Origin of the sequence: Mycobacterium sp. M23085 (assembly GCF_045343915.1) — a bacterium.
Lineage (GTDB): Bacteria > Actinomycetota > Actinomycetes > Mycobacteriales > Mycobacteriaceae > Mycobacterium.
Map to the genome: position 1 here is coordinate 2,916,022 of NZ_CP174280.1, position 21,043 is coordinate 2,937,064.

The window sequence follows — 21,043 nt, forward strand, 5'->3', positions numbered from 1 at the left end:
GCGCGCTTGGCTACCTTAACCAGGTTTCCCCATGGACGCGCGAACGCCCACGGCGGGATACCCCCGACCGCTCGACACTCCCGGTCGATGCTTCGCCGCCCCGAAGCAATGCAGTAGCGCCCGCACCGTTGTGAGGTCACAAGACGCGGTTGTGCGCGGGCTTGATTGCGCTACCAAAGCGGGATCTCGTGGCCGTATTCGGACTCCGGGCGTGGCCCGAAGTAGCGCCGCTGCGATTCGTCGATCGGCACGTCGTTGATGCTGGCTTCGCGGCGTGCCATCAGTCCGGACTCGGTGAACTCCCACAGCTCGTTGCCGTAGCTGCGGTACCACTGGCCGGACTGGTCGTGGCATTCGTACTGGAACCGCACCGCGATGCGGTTGCCGTCAAAGCTCCAAAGACTCTTGCGCAGCGAGTAATCGAGCTCCCGCTGCCACTTGCGCGTCAGGAACTCCACAATCGCGTCACGGCCGACGATGTGCTCTTCTCGATTCCGCCAGTGCGAATCGACGGTGTAGGCCAGGCTGACGCGCTCAGGATCGCAGGTGTTCCAGGCGTCCTCGGCCGCCTGGACCTTCTGCATCGCGGTTTCGTGGCTGAACGGAGGCAGCGGGGGGCGGGATTCGCTCATGCCGTCTATCGTGCCCCCGCGCCACCGCGTTCTCACCGCGGCGTAAGCATTGCGCTGACGACCGCAAACGCGGCGACTCGACAGGTGTCCTATCGTGACGGGCATGGACTTCGCGATGTCGGCCAAAGCCACCGACTACCACAAGCGGTTGTCCGACTTCATGACCGAGTTCGTCTTCCCGGCTGAGGCCGTCTACGACAACTACCGCCACGAGGCCGGCCCCAACGATCACACCGTTCCGCCCGTCATCGAGGAACTCAAGGCCAAGGCCAAGGACCGCGGCCTGTGGAACCTGTTCCTGCCGGCCGAGTCGGGCTTGACCAACCTCGAATACGCTCCGCTGGCCGAACTGACCGGCTGGAGCCTGGAACTCGCCCCCGAAGCGGTCAACTGCGCGGCGCCGGACACCGGGAACATGGAGACTCTGCACCTGTTCGCCACCGAGGAGCAGCGCAAGCAGTGGCTGGAGCCGTTGTTGGCCGGCGAGATCCGCAGCGCCTTCTCGATGACCGAGCCGGCCGTCGCCAGCAGCGACGCACGCAATATCGAGACCTCGATCGTGCGCGACGGCGCCGACTACGTCATCAACGGGCGTAAGTGGTGGACCTCCGGCGCGGCCGACCCGCGCTGCAAGATCCTGATCGTGATGGGCCGCACCAACCCCGAGGCCGCGAGTCACCAACAGCAGTCGATGGTGCTGGTGCCGATGGACACACCGGGCGTGACGGTGGTGCGCTCCACGCCGGTGTTCGGCTGGCAGGACCAGCACGGGCACTGCGAGATCAGCTACGACAACGTGCGGGTGCCGGCCACCAACCTGCTCGGCGAAGAGGGCGGCGGCTTCGCCATCGCCCAGGCCCGGCTGGGGCCCGGCCGCATCCACCACTGCATGCGGGCGCTCGGTGGGGCCGAACGTGCCCTGGCGCTGATGGTGCACCGCGCGAACAACCGCATCGCCTTCGGTCGGCCGCTGGCCGACCAGGGCCTGGTTCAGCAGGCAATTGCTAAGTCCCGCAACGAGATCGACCAGGCCAGACTGCTCTGCGAAAAGGCGGCGTGGACGATCGACCAGCACGGCAACAAGGCCGCCCACCTACTCGTCTCGCAGATCAAGGCGGTGGCTCCTCAGGTGGCGTGCGACGTCATCGACCGCGCGATCCAGGTGCACGGCGCCGCCGGTGTCAGCGACGACACGGTGCTGGCCCGCCTGTACGGCTGGCACCGCGCCATGCGGATCTTCGACGGACCCGACGAGGTGCACATGCGCACCATCGCGCGCACCGAGATCGGCCGCGAGCAGTCCGCTTTCGCCGCGGCGGTTACCGGCGAATGACCGAGGCGGTGCGAGAACTGTCCGGCGCGTGGAACTTTCGCGATGTCGCCGACGGTGCGCCCGCGCTGCGGCCCGGACGGCTGTTCCGGTCCGGTGAGCTGAGCCGGCTCGACGACGCCGGGCGTGCCACGCTGCGCGAGTTGGGCATCACCGACGTCGCCGACCTGCGCGCGAATCAGGAAGTCGCCCGGCGCGGTCCGGGCCTGGTTCCCGACGGCATCGAGATCCATCGGCTCCCCCTGCCCGACCTCGGCGACGATGCACCGGGCGTCAACGAGGCCCCGCACGAACACGCGTTCCGGCGCCTGTTCGAAGGCGACGCCGTCCAGTCCGACGAAGAGGTCAACCAGGCCGCGGTCCGCCACATGATCGACGAGTACCGCCAGTTTCCGACCCGCAACGGGGCGCAACGCGCTGTGCGGCAGGTGTTCTCGTTGCTGGCCGCCGGGCGTTCGGTGCTCACTCACTGCTTCGCGGGCAAGGACCGCACCGGTTTCGTGATAGCCACGGTGCTGGAGGTGCTCGGCGTCGACCGCGACACCATCGTCGCCGACTACCTGCGCAGCAACACCGCGGTTCCCCAACTCCGAGAACACATCTCCGAGATGATCAAGCAGCGCTCCGACGTCGAGCTCACCCCGGAGGTGGTCACGTTCACCGAGGCCCGGCTGTCCGACGGAGTGCTCGGGGTGCGCCCGGAGTACCTGGACGCCGCACGCCACACCATCGACGAGCAATTCGGTTCGCTGGACGGCTATCTGCGCGACGCGGGGGTCAGCGAGTCGGACGTGGAACGCCTGCGCGGCGAACTGCTCGCCTGACTCGCTGACCACCCGGCCGCAACGCGCTTACCCCAGCTTGAAGTCGGCCTGCTTGGCCGAGGACAGGTCGGTGATCTCGTCCCACCGCGCGGCGATGTCCTCCACCGTCGGCGGCTTGTCGTAGGTGACGCCCTCGTTCTGGAACAGCGCGACGCGCTGCACCTTGCCGCCGCCGACCACGAAAACTGAAGCGCTGTTGGGGTTTTCCTCCGTGCACAGGTAGGCCACCACCGGCGCGACGTACTCGGGCGTCAGCTTCGCCAGCACTTCCTTGGGCAGGATGTCCTCGGTCATCCGGGTCGCCGCGATCGGGGCGACCGCGTTGGCGTGGATGTTGTACTTCGCACCCTCCAGCGCCAGGCTGTTGATCAATCCGACCAGACCGAGTTTGGCTGCGCCGTAATTGGTTTGACCGAAGTTACCGAACAGCCCGCTGGTGGAGGTGGCGACGACCACGCGGCCGTAGCTCTGCTCGCGGAAGTGCGGCCATGCGGCGCGGATAACGTTGTAGCCACCGTAGAGGTGCACCTTGAGCACGGCGTCCCAGTTCTCGAACGACATCTTGTGGAAGGTGCCGTCACGCAGGATGCCGGCGTTGCTGACCACACCGTGCACCGCGCCGAATTCGTCGAGCGCGGTCTTGATGATGTTCTCGCCGCCCTCGGGCTCCGCGACGCTGTCGTAGTTGGCGACGGCCCGTCCGCCGGCGTCCTTGATCTCCTTGACCACCTCGTCGGCCATGTTGTGGCCGGCGCCGGTGCCGTCGCGCGAACCGCCGAGGTCGTTGACGACGACGCTGGCGCCCTCCTTGGCGAGGGTCAGGGCGTACTCACGCCCCAGCCCTCCGCCGGCTCCGGTGACGACAATGACGCGATCCTGCACTCCAGGCATATGTTTCCTCTCTGCTGTGAAAAATCCGGTCTAGCAATCGATTCGAAGCAAAGCGTCAGAACATCCGGCGGGCCATCTTGAAGGCCCGCTCGGTGTACGGAGGGTAGATGAAGCTCGACAGGTCGGGCCGGGTGGGTTTGGTCAGCACCGACTTGCGGTGGCTGAACTCGTCGAAACCATAGCGGCCGTGGTAGGCACCCATGCCCGATGCGCCGACGCCGCCGAACGGCAGTTTGGCCGTCGACACCTGGAAGGCGATGTGGTTGACCAGCATGCCGCCGGCCGGCACCTCCTTGATCACCCGCTCGCGGGTCTCACGCCGCTTGGTGAACAGGTAGGCCGACAGTGGCTTGGGCCGTGAGTTCACGAAACGTATTGCCTCGTCCAGGTTTCGGACGGTGAGCACCGGCAGAACCGGTCCGAAGATCTCGTTCTGCATCAGCGGCCCGTCCGGGTCGGGATCCACCACCACGGCGGGCTGGATGCGCAGGTTCGACGCGTCGCAGGCCCCGCCGACGGTGACCTTGCCGTCGCCGCTGGACAGGTAGCCGCTGATCCGGTCGAATTGGCGCCGGTTGACCACCCGCATACCGCTCGGCTTGTCCGAGGTGAATTTCGTGATGGCAGCACCGATCTTGTCCACCAGCTCATCGCGAATCGTGGCGTCCGCCAGCACGTAATCGGGTGCGACACAAGTCTGTCCGGCGTTGAGCAGTTTCATCCAGGCGATTCGCTTGGCCGCCACCTCTACGTCGGCGTCCGCCGCAACGATGACCGGGCTCTTGCCGCCGAGCTCCAAGGTGCAGGGGGTCAGGTGCGGCGCCGCCCCCTCGTAGACCTTGCGGCCGATCTCGGTGCCGCCGGTGAACAGCACGCGGTCCAGGCCCTGCGCGATGAGTTCCTGGCTCGTCGCGCCGTCGCCCTCGACCACCGCGATGGCGTCATTGTCGAGATATTTCGGCACCACCTCGGCCATCAGGTGTGCCGACGCCGCGGCGATTTCCGAGGGCTTGAGGATGACTGCGTTACCCGCGGCGATGGCGCCGACCGCCGGACCCAGCGTCAGGTAGAAGGGGTAGTTCCAGGCCCCGATGATCAGCACGGTGCCGTAGGGCTCGTATTCGATCCAGCCGCGGCCGGGAAGTTGCGGCACTTCCAGCAGCTGGTATTTGCGACGCGTCCACTTCCGCACCTTCTTGGCCGCGTACTTGGCTTCACCGGCTGTGGTGGCGATGTCGGCGATATAGGCCTCAAAGGGGCTGCGGTCCAGGTCTTCGGCCAGTGCCGCGGCGATCGCGGCCTCGTTCTCCTCCATCAACTTCACCAGCTGCAGCAGCTGGCGCTTGCGCCATTCGATGTCGCGGGTGCGTCCGGTGGCGAAGGTCTGACGAAGCCGGGTAACCGTGGCGGCGACATCGGCCGATGCGGTCCCGTTGGTGGAGCCCGATGTCTTCGATGCAACCGATTCGGTGGTCATCATTGTCCTTCCCGAGCAGAGTCCCGCTGCACCGCGGCCGCTCATCGGTGATAACCGCGATCCTAACCATCCGGTTGGGAGAGCAATAGGAAGGATCCGCCCAACCCCGGTCCCGTTCCCGGCCAGATGGTCGCGGGCCCACCCGCAGGCGCGACGACCGGTGCGGTTACTTCACGCAGGGGACGTTGGCCGCGGTCATCTGGCTGAGGTCGGTGGGCGCCGGGGCGCGGTCACCGGCGCCGGTGGCGGCCACGGCGCTCACCTGCCCGGAACCGGACGGGTCGGTTGTCGCTCCGGGGTGGGCCAGGTAGTCCGCCGCGGGAAACCGGGTACCCACGGTCAGCCGCACCGTCCCGGCGGCCACGGTGTCGTTCGGCGTCGCCGGCACGTGCAGTTGGTCGGCCAGCACATGCGCGGCCTGCTCGGCGCCGGGGCCGTACTCGATGACGCTGTCGTCGGCCGGCGCCGACGCCGTCGTGGCGCTGCCACGGGTGAAGCCACGAGCGGTGAAGGCCTCCTCGATGGCCGCCGCGAGCCCGTCGCGTGAGGTGGCGTTGACGACATCGAGGATCGCGGGTTGGGCCAGTGGCGGCGGCTGCTGGGTGGCCGGCGCTGCGGCCTCGAGTGCGACCGGTGTGTCCGACATGAAGCGCTCGTTGACGATGCGCCTGATGGTCGGCAGGTCTACCTGGTTGATGTCGGACCCGTTCGAGTCCTTGCCGAAGCCGGCGATGGGCAGGGTGTAGAGCGACAGCGGCCGCTCGCTCAGTTGCGAAGCGCGCGAAGCGAATTCCATGATGTCCAGACCGTCGTCGACGGCGACGTTGTCGCGGGCCACCTGCAGCAGTTTGCGCAGCCCACTCACGCTGGACAGCGCACCGCCGCTGCGGGCAGCCTCGACCAACGAGACCAGGAACGCCTGCTGCCGCCGCGTCCGGTCGAAATCGGTGAAGGAGCCGTCGTTTTCGTCGCGCCGCTGGCGCACGAAGGCCATCGCGTCCGAGGCGTCGATGCGCTGAACTCCTTGATGGAAGTCGGCGCCCGAATAGCCGTCCCGGGTGTCGGCGTTGAGACACACCGTAATCGGCTCGACGGCCTTGGCGATTTGAAAGAACGCGCCCAGCGTGACCTCGACGAAGTGGTCGACCGAGATGCCGAGAAAGTCGTTGACGGCGTTGATTTCGGCCTTACGGCCCGCCTCGCGGGCGGTCTGCTCGCGAGCCGTCAGGTCGTTGGCGCCCGCCCCACCCGAATTTCCGGCCGCCTGCGAGTTCAGCGACTGCTGATAGGCCAGCCCGTATGCCTGCTTGATCTTGCCGGCGCACACCGACCCGGGGCAGCCCGGCAGCTCCGCGTAGTCGTCGCGCGGAATCGATATCGCGGTGATCGGTCCGTCACCATCCGAAATGTGGACGACGATCAGGACATTGGCGTTGTAGCCGCCCGAGCTCTCATCACCGGCATGCAGCGCCTCGTAGATCTCTTGGGGCAGCGGCTTGCCGTACTGGTCCAGCCGGCTGTCCAGACCCATCAGCAGGATGTTCTGGTTGCCGTCCAGCGTGGTCGCCGCATTCGGTAGCGCGTGGGAGATGATGATCTTGCCCAGGGCGGTGTGGTAGCCCGTCCAGCCCATACCGGTGATGGTCATGACGACGGCCGAAGCGGCGGCGGCGACGAACCGGCCCTTTCTCAGCACCCAGCGATGCGATTGATCAGACCGACCGCTGCCCATAATGAGTGACCATTGTTCCCGATGACCTGCTCAATTCCCGGTAACCGGGACCGCGAGCCACCGATGAGACGTGCAGCGCACGACGAGGTGGGCACCGCCCAGCGGTGTGGGCTTTACAGCCGCTCGGCCACCACGAAGTCGGAGAACGCGTCCCTGTCTTCGTCCACCTCGGAACTCTGCACCCCGCGGTTCAGGCGGTGCATCTCGTCGATCGAGTTCTGCGCGGTAGCGCGCCAGCCGTGCTCGTTGAGCCAGTCGGCGAGGTTCGCACGGTGCTCGTCGCGATACATCAGCTCGCCGACGTCGACGGTCTCCTCCAAGCCGAGTTCCTCGGCCACCTTCTTGAACCGTTCCCGCATCTGGCGGCGCCGCTCCTCGGCGTGCATCGGTGCGGTTTCGGCGGACACGCGGCTACCCGCCGGGCTCAGCTCGCCGATCTGGGTGAACAACTTGTCCTGCGCCTCGGCGGGCAGGTACATCAGCAATCCCTCGGCCAGCCATGCGGTCGGTTGGGCGGGGTCGAAGCCGGCGGCACGCAGCGCGGCGGGCCAGTCCTGTCGCAGGTCGATGGCGACTTCGCGGCGATCGGCCGAGGGAGTGACCCCGTTCTCGGCCAGCGTGGTCGACTTGTAGGCCAGCACCTCGGGCTGGTCGATCTCGTAGACGGTGGTGCCGGCCGGCCAGTCCAGCCGGTATGCCCGCGAGTCCAGTCCCGACGCGAGGATCACCACCTGGCGGATCCCGGTGGCGACGGCGTCGGCGAAATACGAGTCGAAGAAGTGGGTCCGCACCGCCTGGTAACCGCGCATGTGCTGGATCCGAGCGGCGGATTCTTCGTCGATGGCTTCGATCTTGGCCACGACGTCCGGGTCGAGCATGGCCTCCCATAAGACCTCGGCGCCGGCGTTGTTGACGAGCAGCCGGGCGTAGGGGTCGCGGATCAGTGCGTCGGGCTGCTCGGTCTCGATGGCGCGGGCCGCGGCCACCATCACCGCGGTGGTGCCGACGCTGCTCTTGATGTCCCAGGTGTCGTCGTGGGTGCGCAGTGAACTCATGGCGGTAGCTCCTTGGATCGATCCTCGGTCAGTCGGTGGGTGTGCCGAGGCGCGCCCGCAGCAGGGTGCTGCGGACCGCCTCCTCGGACAGGTCGTCGGGCACCGGACGGCCCAGTCGGGCCATCTCGTCGCGGTTGCTCACGCTGTGCACGTGCCAGCCGTGGTCGGCCAGCCACGCCGCGGCGTCCGCGCGGTCCGGCTCGTGATAGGTCAGCGCCTGCACGTTGACGTCCAGTCCGAGCCGGTCCCGCATCCGCAGCCAGCGCTGCGAGTTGCTCCGGGAGTTCATGCCGAACATCTCGATCGCGATGTGACTGTCCGGGGCGCTGAGCGCGGTGACCATTTCGAACAGCCGGTCCTGGGCGTCGCTGGGCAGGTACGGGAGCAGCCCTTCGGCCAGCCACGCGGTGGGTCGGGCGGCGTCGAATCCGGCGGCGGTCAGGGCCGCGGGCCAATCGTCACGCAGGTCCACCGCGACGGGGTGGCGGATCGCGGTCGGAACGGCGCCGTGCTGCTGCAGGATTCCGGTCTTGTACTCCAGCACCTGGGGCTGGTCGATCTCGTAGACCATGGTGCCGGTCGGCCAGTCCAGCCGGTAAGCCCTGGAGTCGAGCCCGGCGGCCAGAATCACCACCTGCCGGATCCCGGCGGCGGCGGCGTTCACGAAGTACTCGTCGAAGAAGTGGGTGCGCACGGCCTGGTAGTCGATGCCGCAGCGATGGGAGCGCTGTCCGTGTTCGTCGCCGTCGAGCCAGGCCAGCTCGGGGTCGGCCAGTCGCGCCCACGCCGGACCGGCGGACGATACCAGCAGGCGCGCGAAGTCGTCGCGGATCAGCGGATCGGGCCCGGCGGTTTCCGCGGCACGGGACGCGGCCACGCCCAGCGCGGTGGCGCCGACGAGTTCGGTGATGGTCCAGCTGTCGCCGGCAGACCGTGCGGAAGGCGGTAACGAGGCATCCAGGTCAGTCATATCCCGTCCATGCTACCGGGATAAGTTAGTTAGCCTATACGCTTTGTGTGCAACTTCACTGCGGCTCCCGCGCTATTTCTCTGGGCGCCATAGGGCGCCTTCCAGAAGTTGGCGCAGCATTCCGGTAACAGCCAGCATCTCTTCGTAGCTCTTGATGTAGCCCGCGTAGAGGCCCACCCCGGAGATCACCACGAGTAGCGATTCGACCAACGCCGACGCATCAATGTCGCCGACGAGCTCGCCGCGCTCGATCGCGTCGTTGACTTCGCGCAGCACGAATTCCCGGGCGACCCGCACGGACTCGTTTTCGGTGCCGCTCCATTCTGGGTGTCGCTGCGATTCGAGTACGCCGCCAATAATGAACGCCGAACCGGCGGGATTTTCCGAATTGGCTTTCACCGCCGCGGAGATGAACGCCGTCAGCCGTGCTACCAGCCCAGTCTCGCCCTCCGCCTGTTTAATGCCCGTTCCGATAATGAATTCATTCGTCTCGTCCATAACTTCCCGATAAAGCGCCCGCTTGCTCGAGAAATAATGGTTGATCGCCGGCCGGGTGAGGTCGGCGCGCGCGGCGATGGCTTGGAATGTCGCGCCGTCGTAGCCGCGTTCGCTGAACACCAAACGGGCAGCTTGGATGATCCGCTGCCGCGTCTCATCAGCCTTCGCAGCGGGCGGACGCCCGGGCCTGCGATTCCCCCGTGGATGCATTGCTAGAGTGTGCCACCCCTGCGGTGCGGCATTAGCCCATTTGGCGGAATGCTGCCAAATTTTCCGGCTTGGTAGTCCTCTAGCGCCTCGAGCAATTCAGCGCGGGTGTTCAGCACGAAAGGCCCGTAGTGGAATACCGGTTCGCGAATCGGCCGCCCACCCAGAAGCAGCACATCAATGGCGCCACGCACCGGCGCACCGGTCGATTCCCGGGGTAGCTGGGCGCCCACGGTGATCCGATCGCCGGGTCCCAGGACCGCCAACTGGCCCTGGTGGAGCGGATGGGCGGCCGGACCGACGTATCCACTGCCGGACAAGACGTAGACCAGTGCATTGAAGTCGCGCCGCCACGGAATGTTGAGCCGCGCGCCGTTTTCGATCGTCGCGTGCGCCAGAGTGATCGGCGTATGGGTGATGCCGGGGCCGCGGTGGGCGTCGATTTCGCCGGCGATGATGCGGATCAGCGCTCCACCGTCGTCGGAGGCGAGCAACCCGGCGTCGCCGCCTTCGATGGACTGATAGCGCGGGGCCGCGAACTTGTCTTTTTTTGGCAGGTTCACCCAGAGCTGGACTCCGTGAAAGAGCCCGCCGCTGTCGACCAGTTCGGCCGGCGGCGTCTCGATGTGCAGGATTCCCGAGCCGGCCGTCATCCACTGCGTCGCGCCGTCGGCGATCAGGCCGCCGCCACCATGGGAGTCCTGGTGCGCGAACTTCCCGTCGAGCATGTAGGTCACGGTTTCGAAGCCGCGATGTGGATGCCAGTCGGTGCCTCGGGGCTCCCCCGGCTCGTATTCGACCGCGCCCATCTGGTCCATGTGCACGAAGGGGTCCAGCGCGGCGGCGCTGACTCCCGCGAAAGCACGCACGACCGGGAAACCCTCGCCCTCGTAGCCACGAACGCCCGTGGTGATCGATCGGACTGGTCGTTCGGTGTCGGCGGGACCGGGACCGCCGACTCGGGGCAACGTCAGCGTGTCAGCCGTGACTGCGGGCATCTGGCCTCCTCATATAGGGAATGCCCTATATAACCGGACTAGGGTCCACTTATTCCGGAGCGTGCGACGCTGGTGCGGAGAGGGATCGACCGCACACATGCGCCCCGCTGCGAGGCGGCGGGGCGCATGTGTGGAGGCGTTTGGCTGGAAACGGGTAGGTCAGGATTTGCCACGAGCGCTGCTCGCGGCATCCTTCTCGGTGCTGGTGCCCTGGTGCGCCAGCTCGCCGCCGGCGCTTTCCAAATGCGCACGGACGAACCACTGGAACTTCTCCAACTGCGCGGCCTGACCGATCAGCAAATCCTGGGTCACCTGGTCGAGTTCGTCTGTCTCGGCGATGTATTGACGAATGTCCTCGATGACGCCGGTGTAGACGAGGTCCAGCGCGGCCAGGTGCGCCTGAACCGTGTCCCGACCCACCGAATAGTCGTCCCACGAGCGGTCCTTGATGATGGCGCCGGGCGTGCCTTGCGGCGAAGCACCAAGGGCCGCAATGCGTTCGGCGACATCGTCGGCAAAGCCGCGGACGGCGTCCACTTGCGGGTCGATCATCTCGTGCACGCCGATGAAGTTGGGGCCAACCACGTTCCAGTGAATGTGCTTCAGCGTCAGGTGAAGATCGTTGTAGGTGCTCAGTTGCTTTTGCAGCAGTTCGGTGAGCCGCGCTGCCTGCTTGTCGGTCAATCCCGGAATTGTGAACTGAGTCATCGCTTCTTTCCTAGCTTCCTTCCATGGGGTTCACACACGGTTACTGCGAGGTCGGGTACCCGATGGCCGCGCTGAAAAACACGAGGATCAAAGCGAGTGGATTTGCTGCACCGGCAGCCGTGGTCCACGGCGGGGTTCGTATGCCAGTCCGCTGGCTTCGAGCAGCCGGACCACACGCTGGCGGTGAGGCCGCATCGGCTCGAGGAGTTCGAGCATGCCCGCGTCGTCGACGGGCCGGCCCAACAATGTCCAGCCGATCATCTTGGGAATGTGGTAGTCGCCCACCGACAATGCGTCGGCGTCGCCGAAGGCGCGTTGTGCGGTTTCGGCGGCGGTCCACTCCCCCACCCCCGGCAGCGACATCAACGCCGCGCGGGCCTGCTCCGTCGACCGTGACACCAACCGTTCCAGCGAGGGGGCCCGCCGCGCGCACGCCACCACGGTCTGTGCCCGCCTCGGGTCGACGTTGGCGCGATGAAACTCCCACGACGGGATGTGCCGCCATACCTGCGCCGACGGCATGACGCGCATCCCCGCCGGCGCCGGTCCCGGAGCCGGCGTCCCGTACTTGGACACCAGCACCCGCCACGAGCGAAACGCATCGGCGCCGGGCACCCGCTGCTCGATGATGGCCGGGATGAGGGCCTCCAGCACCTGCCCGGTTCGACCCAGGCGCAGGTGTGGAACCCGTTCGTACGCGGCGGCGACCGTGGGATGGCGCGGGACGAAGTCCGAGTCGTCGTCTTCCGAACCCAACATGGCGGGCAGCATTTCGACGAACTCCTGCGCGCCGCTGCCCCATGCCACAGCGTGCGCGGCGTTGGGCGCGACGCGGCTGATCCGGGCCGTCACGGGCCCGCTGGGCAGCAGGCTGGTCCGCCAGATCGAGCCGTCACCGGGAGCCCGGAAGCACGGATCCCCCGAGCCGCGGCGAAGGGGCGCCAGCGTGTGCCCGAAGCTCACCGCTGCGGGAAACACGACCGTGCGCCTGCTCTTCACCTGATGACTCTCCGACTGTTCTGATTGACCGTCAACTGCGTCCCAGGTCAGTATTGCGTTGTGATGACGCCGTTCGACGACCCGCAGGGCGAACTGGCTTGGATGTTCCTGCAGAGCATCAGCGACGGCGGCGATCTGGACGAGGGCTTCGCCCTGCTCAGCGACGACTTCACCTACTGGACCCTTTACACCCGCACCCCCTGCGACAAGGACGCATTTCGGCGTGGAATCGAGCGGCGCAAACAAGACCTCGAGGTGACCATCGACTTGGTGCGCTGCGTCAATCAGGCAGACACCGTGGTGGTGGAGGCGCAGGCCACCGGCACCACGTCCGACGGCATCGAATACGACAGCCCGTTCGTGTGCATCTTCGACACCCGTGACGGGCTGATCGTCTCGATGCGCCTGTACGGCGACACCCGTTCGGTGGCGACCGCTCTTCCCGGGTGGATCCCCTACTGAGCCGAGACGGTGATGTCGGCCTTGTTGGGGTAGAACGCGACATGCCCGGCGATGGCCGCGACCGCCGGATACGGCTGCTCGTACGTCCAGATCACGTCCTCGACGGCGTCACCGGCCGAGGTGGTCACGCTGTAGTAGCTGGCCTCTCCCTTGAAGGGGCAATACGTGCTGGTATCCGTCCGGGTGAGCCGGTCTTGTACCACGTCGGCGATCGGGATGTATTGCACCGCAGGCAAAGTGGCTTCGCGTAACTCCAGCGCGGCGGTGGTGTCGGCGACGACCTCGCCGTTGACGCGCACCTGCACTCGGCCCTTCGTCGGCTCGATGGTGATCGGGTGCCCGGCGCTGGGTTCTTTGATTTCTGGGTGGGCCATGATGGTTCCTCCTTGAGTGCGACCAATACTGCAACACCGGTCGATGGCCAGCACTTCCCAACGGTCGGTGCGCCATCGGGCGACCCGCCTTTGAGCATAGGTAGGTTGCGGTCAACAAAGTCGATTCGAAGGAGTTACGTTGTCCGTACCGCTGCCCGCCGGACTGCTCGACCTGCTCGGCCGCCCCAGCCCGTGCTTCGTGGCCACGGTGATGCCGGACGGTTCGCCGCAGCTCACCCAGACCTGGGTCACCACCGACGGTGAACACGTCGTGATCAACATCGTCGAGGGCCTGCAGAAGGCGCGAAACATCGCGCGCGATCCACGGGTGGCCATCAACGTTGCCGACCCCGACAACGTCGCGCGGTTCTACGCGATCCGCGGCCGGGTCATCAAGACCACCACCGAGGGCGGCGCCCAGAGCATCGACGAGCTGTCGCAGAAGTATCTGGGCCGGCCCTATCCCAACTTCCGCGGCGTGCCCGAGACGCGGGTGATCGTCACCATCGAGGCCGATTCGATCGCCGAACCGGGCTGAGCCGAAAACTGCTGCGGCGCAACCTATTCAGCCTTGGCAGCGCCGCTGTCCTGGGTGTCTTTCCGGTCGGCCTGCGCGCTCTTGAGCGTCGCCCAGAATCGGGCCGCCTCGCGGATGGATTCCTCAACCGGGCGGGGTTGCCAGCCCAATTCACGGACGGCCTTGCTGTGGTCGAGGGGCGCCTCGGCACGCATCATGCGCACCGATGCGAGGCCGAGTTCGGCGTCCTTGCCGGTGAGCAAGGCCCGCAAATTGCCCAGCGCACCCAGGGCATACAGCACCGGGACGGAGATCGAGCGCCGCGGCGGGGGCACACCCGCCTCGTCGGCCGCGATCCGGACGACCTCTTTCAGCGCGATCATCCGTTCGGAGATCAGGTACCGCTCGCCGATGCGTCCGTGTTCGGCGGCCAGGATCATCGCCCGCGCGGCGTCGGTGACGCCGACGACTTCCAGTGCAATGCCCTCCATCGTGAAGGGCAGCTTGCCGAAGACCGCGCCGGCGATGAACGCGCCGTGCGGCGTGCGGCCCCAGTCACCGCTGCCATACGTCGTCGACACGCACATCGCCACCGCGGGCAGCCCGGCTTCGGCCACGTAGCGCATCACCAGGTTCTCGGCCTGGACCCGGGACCGCACGTAGTCCGACAAGCCGCGGGTGTCCACGACGTCCTCTTCGGTCGCGACGTGCCCCTGCCGCCGGCCCACGGTCGTGTAAGTGCTGGTGAAGATGAACCGGCGCAGGTCGGGTTGCGTGACGGCCACATCGAGGACGTTGCGCAGCCCTTCGACGTTGGTGCGAAACAGTGGCGAGGTATCGCGCAGCCAGGCGCGGGTGTCCACGACGCAGTAGTAGACGTCGTCGACACCGTCCATCGCCTCCTGCAGCACGGCGGTGTCGAACACGTCTCCGTGAAACCGGGTCAACGCAAGGTCGTCGATGGCGCGGGTGTTGGCGTTCGGTCGCACCATCGCCCGGACTTGGGCACCGTCGGCGACAAGCTGTCGGGTCACATGTGAACCCAGGAAACCGTTGGCGCCGATGACGAGTTTGGGTCTGGTGGTCACTGGGCCCCTCCGTACTGGTCCATGAAGCGCGCGGCGTCCTCGTCGAGGGTGCCGAGCTCCTGCGCCTTGCGGCACCACTTCAACGCGGCCTGCACAAAGCGCAGCGGGTTGTAGATGTCTTCCTGCTGGCGCCACAGGCCATCACCGGCGTAGGTGATGATCGAGATGTTTGTCGCGCCGACGACGGTGCCGTCGCCGGGATCGCGCATCGGATTGTCGAGTTCCATGATGATGCGTCCCGTGGGCTCGTCGATCACCGACCACAGCGACGGGAATGCGACCATGTGGCTGCCGGGAAAGCTGCCCATCGTCCGGCTGATCCACTCACGGACCTCGTCACGGCCATGCATCGTGCCCGCCGCGTGTTCGATGTACACCACGTCGGGTGTGTAGTGCTGGACCCACGCGTCCCAGTCCTGCGATTGCGCCGCCGCATCGACGGTCGCTTCGAATTTTTCGAAGGCGGCGGCCAGTTCGCTACGGGAGAACTTCGGCCTGCTCATGATTTAGCGGCAGCGTTGCGGCTCATCGGCGGAGTGTAACCTGGGCTTGTTCCTGCCCGAGTGCTGGCCGGTGATGGAGGACGAACGATGACCAACCAGAAAGCGATTCTCGCCGGCGGCTGCTTTTGGGGGATGCAGGAACTGATCCGCAAACAGCCGGGCGTGGTGTCGACCCGGGTCGGTTACACCGGTGGTGACGTCCCGAATGCGACCTACCGCAACCACGGCACGCACGCCGAGGCGATCGAGATCATCTATGACCCTTCGGTCACCGACTACCGCACGATGCTGGAGTTCTTCTTCCAGATCCACGACCCGACAACGAAAAACCGACAAGGCAACGACCGGGGAACCAGTTACCGGTCGGCCATCTTTTATCTGGACGACGAGCAGAAGCGGATCGCGCTGGACACCATCGCCGACGTCGAGGCGTCCGGGCTGTGGCCCGGCAAGGTGGTTACCGAGGTCAGTCCGGCCGGCGACTTCTGGGAAGCCGAGCCCGAACACCAGGACTACCTGCAGCACTATCCCGGCGGATACACCTGCCACTTCATCCGCCCTGGCTGGAAATTGCCCCGCCGGGCGACCGCGGACCAGTAGCGGCGCCGGCGGGCTCCGCACCGCCCACTGTGCGGCGCCACCGTTAACGGCACGCAACGATGTCGCTGACAACATCGACATCGCGATCCCGCAGGCGCAAGATCTAATCCATCGGATGCAGTGCGCGCCAGCGTGGATGGGCTTTTCCATAGGCGTGAAAAGTCCGCTGGCGAAGGGAACTTGTTCATGTCGTCTTCGACTACTGTCTGGGATGCGACCTACGATCTGTTGCGCGCCTTGGGATTGACGACGATATTCGGCAATCCGGGATCAACCGAACAGACGTTCCTCAAGAACTTTCCCGACGACTTCAGCTACGTGCTGGGGCTGCAGGAAGCATCGGTGCTGGCCATGGCGGACGGGTTCGCGCAGTCCACCGGCGAGCCGGCGCTGGTGAACCTGCATACGGCGGCGGGCACCGGTAATGCCATGGGCAGCCTGATCGCGGCATACAAGAGCAACACTCCGCTGATCGTCACGGCCGGGCAGCAGACTCGCGAAATGATGCTCTGCGAACCGTATTTGACCAACACCAGCGAGACACAGCTGCCCTTGCCGTGGGTGAAGTGGGCGTATCAGCCCGCCCGCGCCGAGGACGTGCCGGCGGCGTTCATGCGGGCGTACACCATCGCGGTACAGCCGCCAGCGGGCCCGGTGTATCTATCGATCCCCCTTGATGATTGGGAAAAGCCGGCGCTGGGCCCGGCCGTTGTTCGCAGCGCGAGTCAACGGTATGCGCCCGACGCGGATCGGCTCCGGGTATTCGCCGAGCGAATCAACCGGGCGCGGCGGCCGCTGCTGGTGTTCGGACCCGAGGTCGACCGGGCCGGCGCCTGGGATGCCGCGGTTGCGTTCGCCGAGAAGGTCAACGCGCCTGTGCACGCCAGCCCACTACCGGACCGGTTGTCGTTCCCGGAGGATCATCCGCTGTATCAGGGCATGTTGCCGATGACCATCGCCGAGGTGAGCGAGACGTTGCGCGGGCATGACCTGGCGGTGGTGATCGGCGCGCAGGTGTTCCGCTACTACCCCTACGTGGCCGGGGATTATCTGCCCGAGGGCACCGAGCTGTTGCACATCTCCGCCGATCCGTGGCTGACGGGCGCCGCCCCGGTGGGTGACAGCTTGTTGAGTGACACGCTGCTCGCCCTGCAGCAGCTGACACCGTTGATCGAAACCGGTTCTCACCGGCCAACACCCAGCCCACTGGACCGCACGCCCGGAACAGTGGAGCCGGCGAGTGCCCCGCTGACCCCGGCTCAGGTGTACTCCGCCCTGAGCACGGTGAAACCGCCGGAGGCGGCGCTGGTCAACGAGTCGACGTCGACCATGGCCGAGCAGGCACGCTGGCTGCCGACCGTCCGGTCGAACTCGTTCTTCGCCACCGGCAGCGGAGGCATCGGGTGGGGCGTGCCGGGGGCGGTCGGCATCGCGCTGGGCGATCGCGCCCGCAGCCGCAAGCGTGCCGTGGTGGCAACGATCGGTGACGGATCGTTTCAATACTCGATTCAGGCGATCTGGACGGCAGCTCAACACAAATTACCGGTTGTATTCGTCGTGATGCGTAACGGTGAATACGCCGTCCTGAAGTCGTTTGCCTTGCTGGAGAAGACACCGGGAGTGCCCGGGCTGGATCTGCCCGGCCTCGATATCGAATCGTTGGCGACCGGATTCGGCTGCCACGCCGTCACGGTGGGCGATACCGAGCAGCTGGTCAAGGAGTTCAAGGCGGCGCTGTCCGCCGATGGGCCCACCGTCATCGTGGTGCCCACGAAACCCCAAATTGCGCACCTGGGCTGAGCGGCCGCTGGAAACCGCCCGCTGCGCCGCAAAGCCGGAACTCTAGCGCCGAACCGCACCGAGTTCAGCGCCGGTGCACCACGATCCGGCCGCCGTCCTTCGGGGTGAACGCGACTCCGCGGCAATGCCACCGTTCATCGGGGGCGTCCGTAGTCTCGATCGTCAAGCGGCCCAATACCGTTCGCAGCACGACGTCCATCTCCATGTTGGCGAACGCCGCCCCGACACACCGGCGGGTCCCGCCACCGAACGGGATCCAGGACAGCGCCGACGGTTTGGTGTCGATGAAGCGTTGCGGGTCGAACCGCCGGGGATCGGGGAACACATCTGGGTTGTCGTGTATCTGCGCGATGCCGACGATGATCGAATAGCCGCGTGGGATCACCCATTCGCCGAGCTGGTAGGCCTCGGGGTAGACGTGGCGGCCGGCGAAATCGATGACGGTCCTTGCCCGTTGGACCTCCAGGATCGTCGCTTGGCGCAACTCGTTGCCACCGTTGTCGGCCTCTTCGACAAGCCTCGCCAATAGCTCAGGGTGCCTGCTCATGCGCTCGAATGCCCATGCCAGCGTGGATGCGGTGGTCTCGTGCCCGGCGGCCAGCAGGGCCAGCAGCTCGTCGCCGATCTCCTTGTGTGACATGGTCGTACCGTCGTCGTAAGTGCTGCGCAGCAGCAGCGCGAGCACGTCGGTCCGCTCGGCGAAGTTCGGGTCGGCCCGCTCCGCGGCGATCAGCTTTTCGATGACCTTGTCGTATTGGCTCCGCCACTTGTCCAGCCGGGCCCACGGGCCGAACCGGGGATAGCGCTTCGGCTTCGGCAGCGCCGCAAGGCGTGAGCCCAGGGTGACCCACGGCGGGATCAGCCGGCGCAGCTCGTCGAGTTCGGCGCCTTCCGCGCCGAAAACCGCGCGCAGGATCGCGTTCAACGTGATCCGCATCATCGGCGGCAGCGTGGCAAACGGGCTGCCTTCCGGCCAGTCGGCCATCTCGCGCAGCGTCTCTTCTTCGATGATGCTCTCGTAATTCTTCATGCTCTTGCCGTGGAACGGCGGCGCCAGCAGCCGCCGCCGGCGGCGATGGTCGTCGCCCTCGAGCCCGAATACCGAGCCGGGACCGAACAGCCTGCTCAAGTTGGGTTGGATGTTGCCGAGTTCGTCGGGGCTGGTGGTGAAGATCTGCTTGGCCAGCTGTGGGTCACTGACCATAATGACGCGCCCCCACATCGGCAGGCGCAGCGTGAAGACGCTTCCGTAACGGCGTGACAGTCGTCGCATCATCATGCGTCGCGACACGGCAAAGCCGGCACCCTGCAACAACTTCGGGCTTCGGACCGCCGGAGGCAACTTGATGGCGGTCGGCGGGGCGGCGACTTGTTGGCTCATGACGTTGGCTTCTCCCAGCATCTGCCCCGGCACCGGGGTGGTACGGCGATGTACCGCAGCTTCTTCCCGGTACGGTACTCTGAAGTACCAGGCCTGACAAGGTGCGCACTCACCGAAAGGGGTGCCCGCGTGACACCAGCGGTGACAGCGACGGCCGCCGGCGCGGTCGCGGGCGACGCACCCGACGAGCCGGATCCATTTCGACAGCGGCTGCTCGACGGCCTCGCTACCTCGATCACCGAGCGCGGCTACCGCGCCAGCACGGTCGCCGACGTCGTCCGCTACGCACGCACCTCCAAGCGCACCTTCTACGACCATTTCGCCGGCAAGGAAGAATGCTTTCTCGAGCTGCTGGCCGTCGACATCGAGAAACTCGGCGCCAAGATCGCGGCGTCGGTCGATCCGGAGGCCGATTGGCACGTGCAGATCCGCCAGGCCGTCGAGGCCTACGTCGGATACATCGAGTCCCGGCCGGCCATTACGTTGAGCTGGATCCGTGAGCTCCCCTCACTGGGCGCGGCCGCCCGGCCGGTCCAGCGCCGCGGGCTGCAACTGCTGACCAGCCTGCTGATCGACCTCAGCGCCAGTCCCGGATTTCGGCGCGCCGAACTGCCCCCGTTGACGGCGCCGTTGGCCGTGATCCTGTTGGGGGGCCTGCGGGAGCTGACCGCACTTGCGGTCGAAGACGGTCAACCGGTCCGAGAAATCGTGGAACCGGCCGTGGATGCATCCGCAGCACTGCTCGGACCGCGGCATTAGCGGATCGTCGTCGCCGTAACCGAAAGCGTGGCAACCCATTCCGGCGACGCTTCGGCGGGGCTAGGCTCGCCGCAGACCAGTTCTGACATGGAGGATCCAGCGATGCGGCTCTCGACCCGAAACCAGCTCAGGGGGACCATCATCGAGGTCGAACTCGGCACCGTGATGGCCGTGGTGAAGGTGGCGCTCGACGGCGGCGATCAGGTCGTCACGTCGTCGGTCACCAAGGATGCCGCGACCGACCTCGGACTCGAGGTCGGGCAGCCGGCGACCGTGTTCATCAAATCGACGGAAGTCACCCTCGGCGTCGACTAGCGCCGACGCCGAAAACCCCTGACCCCGTTCATTTCTCGGCGAGGAACGCGCGCACCCGGTCCAGCACCAGGTCAGGCCGCTGGTCGACGATCCAATGGCCGACGCCGTCGACCAGCTCGACCTTGAAATCATCGATGTGATCGGCATATCCGTCGGTCAGGTCCGGGGTGATCACCGGATCTTCGGTGCCCGTCAGCCAGCGGACCGGGACGTCGACGCGGGCATCGTTGTATTCGCCGCGCAGCCATCTGCGCATCTCCTTGGTTTGGAAGCTGCGGTACCACCGCGAACCGGCCTCCGCGTGGCCAGGCTGCTGCATGCACTCGAGGTACATGCGAATGTCCTTCTCCGGCAAGGTGAAACCGCCACCGACCCAGGAACCCAGCAGGCGGACGAACCGCGAGTTCGGATCGCTGATCACCCGCGGCCCGATCACCGGCAGCGAAATCGGGATCTGATACCAGAACCGCCAGAGATTACGCAGCGCTGACATGCTCGGTTTCACCCATGGCGCAACGGTATTCACCCCGAAGAAACCCGTCACCCGCTCCGGGTGGCGCAGCATCGTGATGAAGGCGACCGGCCCACCCCAGTCGTGGGCCACCAGCTTGACCGTCGCGACACCCAGCCGGTCCAGCACCCCGGCCAGGTCGTCGGCCATCTCGTCCTTGGTGTAGCTGGAGCGCGGCGCAGAACTCCAGCCAGAGCCGCGCAGGTCCGGGCACAACACCCGGTAGCCGTCGGCGGCCAGCGGGCCGATCAGCTCGCGCCACTCCCACCAGTTCTGCGGGAAGCCGTGCACCAACATCACCGCCGGCCCGCTCGCCGGTCCGGCGTCCGCGACGTGGATCGTCACACCGCTTCCCAGATCGACGAATCTGTGTTCGACACCGTCCAGCGCGGGCATAGTGACCATGAGTTGA

23 protein-coding genes are annotated in these 21,043 nt (G+C 66.4%); 8 read left to right on the forward strand and 15 right to left on the reverse strand.

What is annotated here, in order from left to right; translation table 11 throughout:
• Window positions 1–170: 170 nt before the first annotated feature.
• Complete coding sequence (locus ACIUM1_RS13395) at window positions 171–632, reverse strand: DUF1348 family protein (RefSeq protein WP_406813175.1); 462 nt, start codon at window positions 630–632, stop codon at window positions 171–173.
• 115 nt (window positions 633–747) lie between these two features.
• Between ACIUM1_RS13395 and ACIUM1_RS13400 the strand changes: the two genes are divergently transcribed.
• Complete coding sequence (locus ACIUM1_RS13400) at window positions 748–1,965, forward strand: acyl-CoA dehydrogenase family protein (RefSeq protein ID WP_406817670.1); 1,218 nt, start codon at window positions 748–750, stop codon at window positions 1,963–1,965.
• A complete protein-coding gene (locus ACIUM1_RS13405) occupies window positions 1,962–2,786 on the forward strand; it encodes a tyrosine-protein phosphatase (protein ID WP_406813176.1) in 825 nt (274 codons plus the stop codon). The genes ACIUM1_RS13400 and ACIUM1_RS13405 overlap by 4 nt, the downstream gene beginning before the upstream one ends.
• A 27-nt stretch (window positions 2,787–2,813) precedes the next feature.
• Here ACIUM1_RS13405 and ACIUM1_RS13410 read toward each other — a convergent pair whose 3' ends face one another.
• The 9 genes from ACIUM1_RS13410 to ACIUM1_RS13450 all read right to left on the reverse strand — a co-directional run bounded on the left by ACIUM1_RS13410 (window position 2,814) and on the right by ACIUM1_RS13450 (window position 12,321).
• Window positions 2,814–3,677: an SDR family oxidoreductase gene (locus ACIUM1_RS13410; protein WP_406813177.1), complete on the reverse strand. Its 864-nt coding sequence runs from the start codon at window positions 3,675–3,677 to the stop codon at window positions 2,814–2,816.
• Window positions 3,678–3,732: 55 nt separating this feature from the next.
• Window positions 3,733–5,157, reverse strand: a complete 1,425-nt coding sequence (locus tag ACIUM1_RS13415; protein WP_406813178.1) for an aldehyde dehydrogenase family protein — start codon at window positions 5,155–5,157, stop codon at window positions 3,733–3,735.
• A gap of 163 nt (window positions 5,158–5,320) precedes the next feature.
• Entirely contained in the window at window positions 5,321–6,886 is a 1,566-nt protein-coding gene (locus ACIUM1_RS13420) for an LCP family protein (RefSeq protein ID WP_406813179.1), read from the reverse strand.
• Window positions 6,887–6,999: 113 nt separating this feature from the next.
• Window positions 7,000–7,941, reverse strand: coding sequence for a class I SAM-dependent methyltransferase (locus ACIUM1_RS13425; protein ID WP_406813180.1), 942 nt, complete (start codon window positions 7,939–7,941; stop codon window positions 7,000–7,002).
• 28 nt (window positions 7,942–7,969) lie between these two features.
• Complete coding sequence (locus ACIUM1_RS13430; protein ID WP_406813181.1) at window positions 7,970–8,911, reverse strand: class I SAM-dependent methyltransferase; 942 nt, start codon at window positions 8,909–8,911, stop codon at window positions 7,970–7,972.
• Window positions 8,912–8,983: 72 nt separating this feature from the next.
• Complete coding sequence (locus ACIUM1_RS13435; RefSeq protein ID WP_406813182.1) at window positions 8,984–9,619, reverse strand: TetR/AcrR family transcriptional regulator; 636 nt, start codon at window positions 9,617–9,619, stop codon at window positions 8,984–8,986.
• A 2-nt stretch (window positions 9,620–9,621) separates the two neighbouring features.
• Window positions 9,622–10,614 carry a pirin family protein gene (locus ACIUM1_RS13440; protein ID WP_406813183.1) on the reverse strand — a complete coding sequence of 331 codons (993 nt, stop codon included), beginning with the start codon at window positions 10,612–10,614 and terminating at the stop codon, window positions 9,622–9,624.
• Window positions 10,615–10,773: 159 nt separating this feature from the next.
• Window positions 10,774–11,322 carry a Dps family protein gene (locus ACIUM1_RS13445; RefSeq protein ID WP_406813184.1) on the reverse strand — a complete coding sequence of 183 codons (549 nt, stop codon included), beginning with the start codon at window positions 11,320–11,322 and terminating at the stop codon, window positions 10,774–10,776.
• 87 nt (window positions 11,323–11,409) lie between these two features.
• Window positions 11,410–12,321, reverse strand: a complete 912-nt coding sequence (locus ACIUM1_RS13450) for a DNA-3-methyladenine glycosylase family protein (protein ID WP_406813185.1) — start codon at window positions 12,319–12,321, stop codon at window positions 11,410–11,412.
• 60 nt (window positions 12,322–12,381) lie between these two features.
• Here ACIUM1_RS13450 and ACIUM1_RS13455 point away from each other — a divergent pair, with 60 nt between their 5' ends.
• A complete protein-coding gene (locus ACIUM1_RS13455) occupies window positions 12,382–12,783 on the forward strand; it encodes a nuclear transport factor 2 family protein (RefSeq protein ID WP_406813186.1) in 402 nt (133 codons plus the stop codon).
• Here ACIUM1_RS13455 and ACIUM1_RS13460 read toward each other — a convergent pair.
• Window positions 12,777–13,157, reverse strand: coding sequence for a DUF427 domain-containing protein (locus tag ACIUM1_RS13460; RefSeq protein ID WP_406813187.1), 381 nt, complete (start codon window positions 13,155–13,157; stop codon window positions 12,777–12,779). The two genes, ACIUM1_RS13455 and ACIUM1_RS13460, sit on opposite strands and share 7 nt — an antisense overlap.
• A 139-nt stretch (window positions 13,158–13,296) precedes the next feature.
• Here ACIUM1_RS13460 and ACIUM1_RS13465 point away from each other — a divergent pair, with 139 nt between their 5' ends.
• Complete coding sequence (locus ACIUM1_RS13465) at window positions 13,297–13,695, forward strand: PPOX class F420-dependent oxidoreductase (RefSeq protein ID WP_406813188.1); 399 nt, start codon at window positions 13,297–13,299, stop codon at window positions 13,693–13,695.
• A 23-nt stretch (window positions 13,696–13,718) separates the two neighbouring features.
• Here the strand turns inward: ACIUM1_RS13465 and ACIUM1_RS13470 are convergent, their stop codons facing one another.
• Window positions 13,719–14,762, reverse strand: a complete 1,044-nt coding sequence (locus tag ACIUM1_RS13470; protein ID WP_406813189.1) for an NAD-dependent epimerase/dehydratase family protein — start codon at window positions 14,760–14,762, stop codon at window positions 13,719–13,721.
• Window positions 14,759–15,265 (reverse strand): nuclear transport factor 2 family protein, encoded by a 507-nt coding sequence (locus ACIUM1_RS13475; protein ID WP_406813190.1) that lies wholly within the window; start codon window positions 15,263–15,265, stop codon window positions 14,759–14,761. Before ACIUM1_RS13475 ends, ACIUM1_RS13470 begins: the two co-directional genes overlap by 4 nt.
• Before the next feature lie 87 nt (window positions 15,266–15,352).
• On the opposite strand from ACIUM1_RS13475, the gene msrA reads away from it, so the two are divergent.
• Window positions 15,353–15,865, forward strand: coding sequence for a peptide-methionine (S)-S-oxide reductase MsrA (gene msrA / locus ACIUM1_RS13480; protein WP_406813191.1), 513 nt, complete (start codon window positions 15,353–15,355; stop codon window positions 15,863–15,865).
• A 186-nt stretch (window positions 15,866–16,051) separates the two neighbouring features.
• The gene (gene mdlC, locus ACIUM1_RS13485; protein WP_406813192.1) at window positions 16,052–17,665 is read left to right on the forward strand and encodes a benzoylformate decarboxylase; all 1,614 of its coding nucleotides are present in this window, start codon (window positions 16,052–16,054) and stop codon (window positions 17,663–17,665) included.
• A gap of 64 nt (window positions 17,666–17,729) precedes the next feature.
• Here the strand turns inward: mdlC and ACIUM1_RS13490 are convergent, their stop codons facing one another.
• A complete protein-coding gene (locus ACIUM1_RS13490) occupies window positions 17,730–19,046 on the reverse strand; it encodes a cytochrome P450 (protein ID WP_406813193.1) in 1,317 nt (438 codons plus the stop codon).
• Between the two features lie 141 nt (window positions 19,047–19,187).
• Here ACIUM1_RS13490 and ACIUM1_RS13495 point away from each other — a divergent pair, with 141 nt between their 5' ends.
• Window positions 19,188–19,805 (forward strand): TetR/AcrR family transcriptional regulator, encoded by a 618-nt coding sequence (locus tag ACIUM1_RS13495; RefSeq protein WP_406817671.1) that lies wholly within the window; start codon window positions 19,188–19,190, stop codon window positions 19,803–19,805.
• Between the two features lie 102 nt (window positions 19,806–19,907).
• Window positions 19,908–20,120 (forward strand): molybdopterin-binding protein, encoded by a 213-nt coding sequence (locus ACIUM1_RS13500; RefSeq protein WP_406813194.1) that lies wholly within the window; start codon window positions 19,908–19,910, stop codon window positions 20,118–20,120.
• Between the two features lie 28 nt (window positions 20,121–20,148).
• Here the strand turns inward: ACIUM1_RS13500 and ACIUM1_RS13505 are convergent, their stop codons facing one another.
• Window positions 20,149–21,036, reverse strand: coding sequence for an alpha/beta fold hydrolase (locus tag ACIUM1_RS13505; protein ID WP_406813195.1), 888 nt, complete (start codon window positions 21,034–21,036; stop codon window positions 20,149–20,151).
• Between the last annotated feature and the right edge of the window lie 7 nt (window positions 21,037–21,043).